Origin of the sequence: Xanthomonas sp. SHU 199, assembly GCF_000364665.1 — a bacterium.
GTDB classification, from domain to species: Bacteria; Pseudomonadota; Gammaproteobacteria; order Xanthomonadales; family Xanthomonadaceae; genus Xanthomonas_A; species Xanthomonas_A sontii.
On sequence record NZ_AQOI01000764.1, the window covers coordinates 1 to 5408 of the forward strand.

The 5408-nt window shown below is 70.7% G+C and carries 4 protein-coding genes; all 4 read left to right on the forward strand.

The features are described from left to right. Positions 1–577, forward strand: a 577-nt coding sequence (locus tag D183_RS0121105; RefSeq protein WP_017910746.1) for a hypothetical protein, incomplete at its 5' end; no start/stop codon positions are given. A gap of 303 nt (positions 578–880) precedes the next feature. Then, positions 881–2170 (forward strand): phosphoribosylamine--glycine ligase, encoded by a 1290-nt coding sequence (purD, locus tag D183_RS0121110; protein ID WP_017910747.1) that lies wholly within the window; start codon positions 881–883, stop codon positions 2168–2170. A 288-nt stretch (positions 2171–2458) separates the two neighbouring features. Further along, entirely contained in the window at positions 2459–3136 is a 678-nt protein-coding gene (locus D183_RS0121115) for a uracil-DNA glycosylase family protein (RefSeq protein WP_017910748.1), read from the forward strand. A gap of 65 nt (positions 3137–3201) precedes the next feature. Further along, positions 3202–5408: YccS family putative transporter (gene yccS, locus D183_RS0121120; protein WP_026144720.1), on the forward strand; the 2207-nt coding region annotated here is incomplete at its 3' end.

The window sequence follows — 5408 nt, forward strand, 5'->3', positions numbered from 1 at the left end:
GGTGGTCACCGGCGACGGCTGGCAGCAGTTGCTGGCGGTGTGCGGCGCGCTGCGCGACGCCGGCCATCCCGAACCGGGCACCATCGACTTCTACGTGTTGCGCCCCGAGGGCCAGGGCTTCGCCGTCGCCGCCGAGCGCACCGGCGGCACCTACGGCAGCCAGGGCCAGCCCGGCGAGGTCGGCATCGTCCGCGCCGGCAGCGATTTCTACGGGTTCCGCGTCGAGGACGGCTGGTTCGGCCAGGGCTACGCGCTGCAATCGCAGACCCTGATCCTACCCGGCCCCAAGGGCCTGGTGGACGCCGGCAGCGTGCGCAGCCACATCGACAACAGCGCCGCCGCCGACTGCGATGCCGCCGATGCGGCCGCGGACTGCAAGGCCGGCCAGTTCGCCATCGACTTCGCCCTGCGCTTCGACGACCGCGACCACGCGGCCCGCGTCTGGCCGCTGCTGATCGAGGAAACCGGCACGGAGTGCGGCCAGCGCCCGGTGCAGCGCAGCCACCGCTTCGCCCTGGACGCGAAGACCTGGACCTACCATTTCCCCGAGGCGCTGCAGCGCGAAGGCTGCACGTGAGGCGCGCGCGCCGTCACGACCCGGCGGCAATGACCTCGCGATTCGCAAGGAGTGCTTCGAGCGCGCTTCCTGTAATTGGGATTTTTACAATGCGCGTCCGTTGATTGCTCCCGAGAGATGTTTAGCTTGTCTAGTCAGACCTTCGCGGGAACTGGCAATGGCAGGAAATCGCAAACTTCGCTGTACCGATCGTCGCGGCAATCCCACCGAAACTACCGAAAGCCTGCACAAGCTCGAAATCTGGCTAGGCTTCCTCTTCAAGTTGGCGCTTCTCCTCTTTCTTGGAATGGACAATTCAACACCATGAAACTGCTCGTCATCGGCTCCGGCGGCCGCGAACACGCCCTGGCCTGGAAGCTGGCCCAGTCCCCCCGTGTCGACGAAGTGCTGGTCGCGCCCGGCAATGCCGGCACCGCCGGCGAGGCCAAGTGCCGCAACGTGCCGGTCAAGGTCAACGACCTCGACGGACTGCTCGCGCTGGCCCGGGACGAAGGCGTGGCGCTGACCGTGGTCGGCCCGGAAGTGCCGCTGGTGCTGGGCGTGGTCGACCGCTTCCGCGCCGCCGGGCTGCGTATCTTCGGCCCCAGCGCCGCCGCCGCGCAGCTGGAAGGCAGCAAGGCCTACGCCAAGGATTTCCTGCAGCGCCACGGCATTCCCACCGCGTTCTACGCCGTGCACACCGAGGTCGAGGCCGCGCTGGCCTATGTCCGCGCCAAGGGCGCGCCGATCGTGATCAAGGCCGACGGCCTGGCCGCCGGCAAGGGCGTGATCGTGGCGATGTCGCTGGACGAGGCCGAGGCCGCGGTGCGCGACATGCTCTCCGGCAACGCCTTCGGCGACGCCGGCGCGCGCGTGGTGATCGAGGAATTCCTCGACGGCGAGGAAGCCAGCTTCATCTCCATGGTCGACGGCCACACCGCGCTGCCGATGGCCACCAGCCAGGACCACAAGCGCGTCGGCGACGGCGACACCGGCCCCAACACCGGCGGCATGGGTGCGTACTCGCCGGCGCCGGTGGTGACGCCCGAGGTGCACGCGCGGGTGATGCGCGAGGTGGTCGAGCCGACCGTGCGCGGCATGCGCGACGACGGCGTACCGTTCACCGGCTTCCTCTACGCCGGGCTGATGATCGACGCCAGCGGCGCGCCCAAGGTGATCGAGTTCAACGTGCGCTTCGGCGACCCGGAAACGCAGCCGGTGATGCTGCGCCTGCAGTCGGACCTGCTCGACCTGCTCGAGGCCGCGCTCGACGAACGCCTGCATGCCACCGAGGCGCAGTGGGATCCGCGCCCGTCGCTGGGCGTGGTGCTGGCGGCGGCGCCGTATCCGGAAACCCCGGTCACCGGCGAAGCGATCACCGGCCTGGACGCGGTGCCGGGCAACGCCAAGGTGTTCCATGCCGGCACCACGCTGGACGCGCAGGGCCGCGTGCTCAGCGCCGGCGGCCGCGTGCTGTGCGTGGCGGCGCTGGGCGACAGCGTGGCGCAGGCGCAGCGGCATGCCTACGCCGGCGTGGCGCAGATCCACTGGGCCAGTGAGTTCCACCGCCACGACATCGGCTGGCGCGCGATCGCACGCGAGCAGGGGGCGTAACACGTCGCCACGGGTGGGATCGGCTTCAGCCGCGACGAGCGAAGCCCAGCGCTCGCTGACATCATCCAGCGTCGGGACTGAAGTCCCTCCCACAAGGACACCCGACCCACTCCCTGTGGGAGCGGCTTCAGCCGCGACGAGTGAAGCTCAAAGCGCGGCTGACATCCTCGCTTGCCGGGACTGGTGTCCCTCCCATAAGGAGCGCACACCGCTCTCGCGTGGAAGCCCGCACGCAGCCACCCTCGCCGCTGCGCTAGCCTGGATTCCCCACCGATTCGCACATGCTCCATGGCCCTCTCCCCCGCTCTCCGCACCCGCTTCCGCGCGCTCGCCGCGCAGACCGACGGCATCGATACCGCGGCCTATGCCGCCTGCGGCAAGGATCCGCTCGATCCCATCATCGGCCTGGGCCGCCGCGACGCGCGGGTGTGCATCCTCGGCCGCGACCCGGGCCGCAGCGAGGTCGAGCACGGCGAACCCTTCGTCGGCAGCGGCGGCCAACTGGTGCGCAAGGCGCTGTACCGGCACCTGCACCACGGCGAGGAGATGCCCGATTTCGCCGCCGGGCTCAAGGCCGGCCGCGTCGCGTTCTGGCTCAACACCGTGCCGTACAAGCCGGTGGGCAACAAGGCCTGGTCGATGGCGGTGAAGCGGCGCTTCCACCCGCTGATGCGGCGCCTGCTGCTTGAGCAGTGGCGCGGCGATGCCATCCTCACCCTCGGGCGCGAAGCCTTCCTGTGGTTCGGCATCGACCAGCCGCGCGAGGTGCGCGCGGCGCTGGAGGCGTTCTGGGCGCGTGAGGACCGCTTCCAGGCGCAGACCGAGGTGAAGCTGCACAGCGAGGACGGCCGCCGCAGCCGCCGCGTGGTGCTGCATCCGCTGCCGCATCCCTCGCCACTCAACCAGACCTGGTACAAGCGCTTCCCGGCACTGCTGGACGCCCGACTGCGGCACCTGGAGGTCTGAGCGCCCGCGTGCATCCACCCTCCCGAGGGGGATCGCATACAGCGACGGTGCGCTATCGTGTCGCCGTGCCGACCCCCTCGATCGAAACCCGCCTGAGCCGCCTGTGGGCCCATGAAAAGGCCAGCTACGGGCTGCGCGTGTTCATCGCGCTGGCGGTGGCGATGGGCGTGTGCTGGCACCTGCAGCAACTGGAGGCGGTGCCGGCGATCTTCCTGGGCACCATCGCCAGCGCCATCGCCGAAACCGACGACAACTGGCTGGGCCGGATCAAGTCGGTGCTGCTGTCGCTGCTGTGTTTCGCCGCCGCCGCGGCCGCGGTGGTACTGCTGTTCCCGTATCCGTGGCCATTCGCGGCCGGCCTGGCGCTGTCCACCTTCGCCCTGACCCTGCTCGGCGCGCTCGGCGAGCGCTACGCCTCCATCGCCCAGGCCACGGTGGCGCTGGCGATCTACGCGATGATCGGCCTGGATCACGGCACCCAGAACGGCCATGTCGGCGGCAACGCCTGGCACGGCGTGGCCTTGCTGCTGCTCGGCGCCGGCTGGTACGCGGTGCTGTCGGTGCTGTGGACGGTGCTGTTCGCCAACCGGCCGGTGCGCGAGCGGCTGTCGCGGCTGTACCTGGAGCTGGGCCGCTACCTGCGGCTCAAGGCGGCCCTGTTCGAGCCTGTGCGGCAGAGCGACCTGCACGCGCGGCGGCTGGCGCTGGCCGAGCAGAACGCGCAGGTGGTGGCCGCACTCAACGCGGCCAAGACCGCGATCATCAGCCGCTTCGGCCGCTCCGGCCGGCCCGGCGTGCAGTCGGGCCTGTATTTCCGCCTGTACTACATGGCGCAGGACTTCCACGAGCGCGCCAGTTCCTCGCACTACCCGTACGAGGCGCTGACCGACGCGTTCTTCCACAGCGACGTGCTGTACCGCTGCCAGCGCCTGCTGGCTCTGCAGGGCAAGGCCTGCGCGGCGCTGGGCGAGGCGATCCGGCTGCGCCAGCCGTTCGACTACGGCGAGCAGACCCAGCAGGCCACCACCGACCTGCGCCAGTCGCTGGATTTCCTGCACGCCCGTGGCGACCCACGGCAGGCGCGGCTGCTCGGCTCGCTGGAATTGCTGGTGACCAACCTGCACAGCATCGAGCGGCGCCTGGCCGAGGCCGCGCAATCGGACACCACCAGCGACACCCTCGACACCCGCCTGCGCGACTCGTCGCCGCACACCCTGCGCGAGATGCTGCGGCGCCTGGGCCAGCAGCTCACGCCCGGCTCGGTGCTGTTCCGGCACGGCCTGCGCATGGCGATCGCGCTGGTGCTGGGCTACGCCATCATGCAGTCGATCCACGCCAGCAACGGCTACTGGATCCTGCTGACCACCGCCTTCGTGTGCCGGCCCAACTACGGCGCCACCCGCCTGCGCCTGGCCCAGCGCATCGCCGGCACCCTGATCGGCCTGGGCGCGGCGTGGGCGCTGATGCAGCTGTTCCCGGGCACCGAGCTGCAGTTGCTGTTCGCCCTGCTCGGCACGCTGGTGTTCTTCGTCACCCGCACCGACCGCTACATGCTCGCCACCGCGGCGATCACGGTGATGGCGCTGTTCTGCTTCAACCTGATCGGCGACGGCTTCATGCTGATCTGGCCGCGCCTGCTCGACACCCTGATCGGCTGCGCGATCGCCGCCGCCGCCTCGTTCCTGATCCTGCCGGACTGGCAGGGCCGGCGCCTCAACCAGGTGCTGGCGACGGTGCTGTCCAGCAGCGCGCGCTACCTGGCGCAGGTGCTGGAGCAGTACCGCAGCGGCATGCGCGACGACCTGCCCTACCGCATCGCCCGCCGCGACATGCACAACGCCGACGCCGCGCTGTCGGTGGCGCTGTCGAACATGCTGCGCGAGCCCGGCCGCTACCGCCGCAACCTGGATGCCGGCTTCCGCTTCCTGGCTTTGTCCAACACCTTGCTCGGCTATCTGTCGGCGCTGGGCGCGCATCGGGCGGCGCTGGCCGGCGAGACCGATCCGGACATCGCCCGCGCCGGCGACTACCTGCCGCAGGCGCTGGGCGCGCTGGCCGACGCGCTTGCGGAACGACGTGCGCTGCCGGCCGCCGACGAGCCGGCCGAGATCGCACTGGCCGAGGCGCTGGAGCGCGAGGACGGCATCGACGAGGCCAAGCGCCGGCTGGTGCGCAACCAGCTCGCGCTGACCCTGCGCCTGCTGCCCAAGCTGCGCGACGCCGCGCAGGCGGTCACTGCCGCGACGGTGCCGCCGGCGCCTGCGCCGGCGCT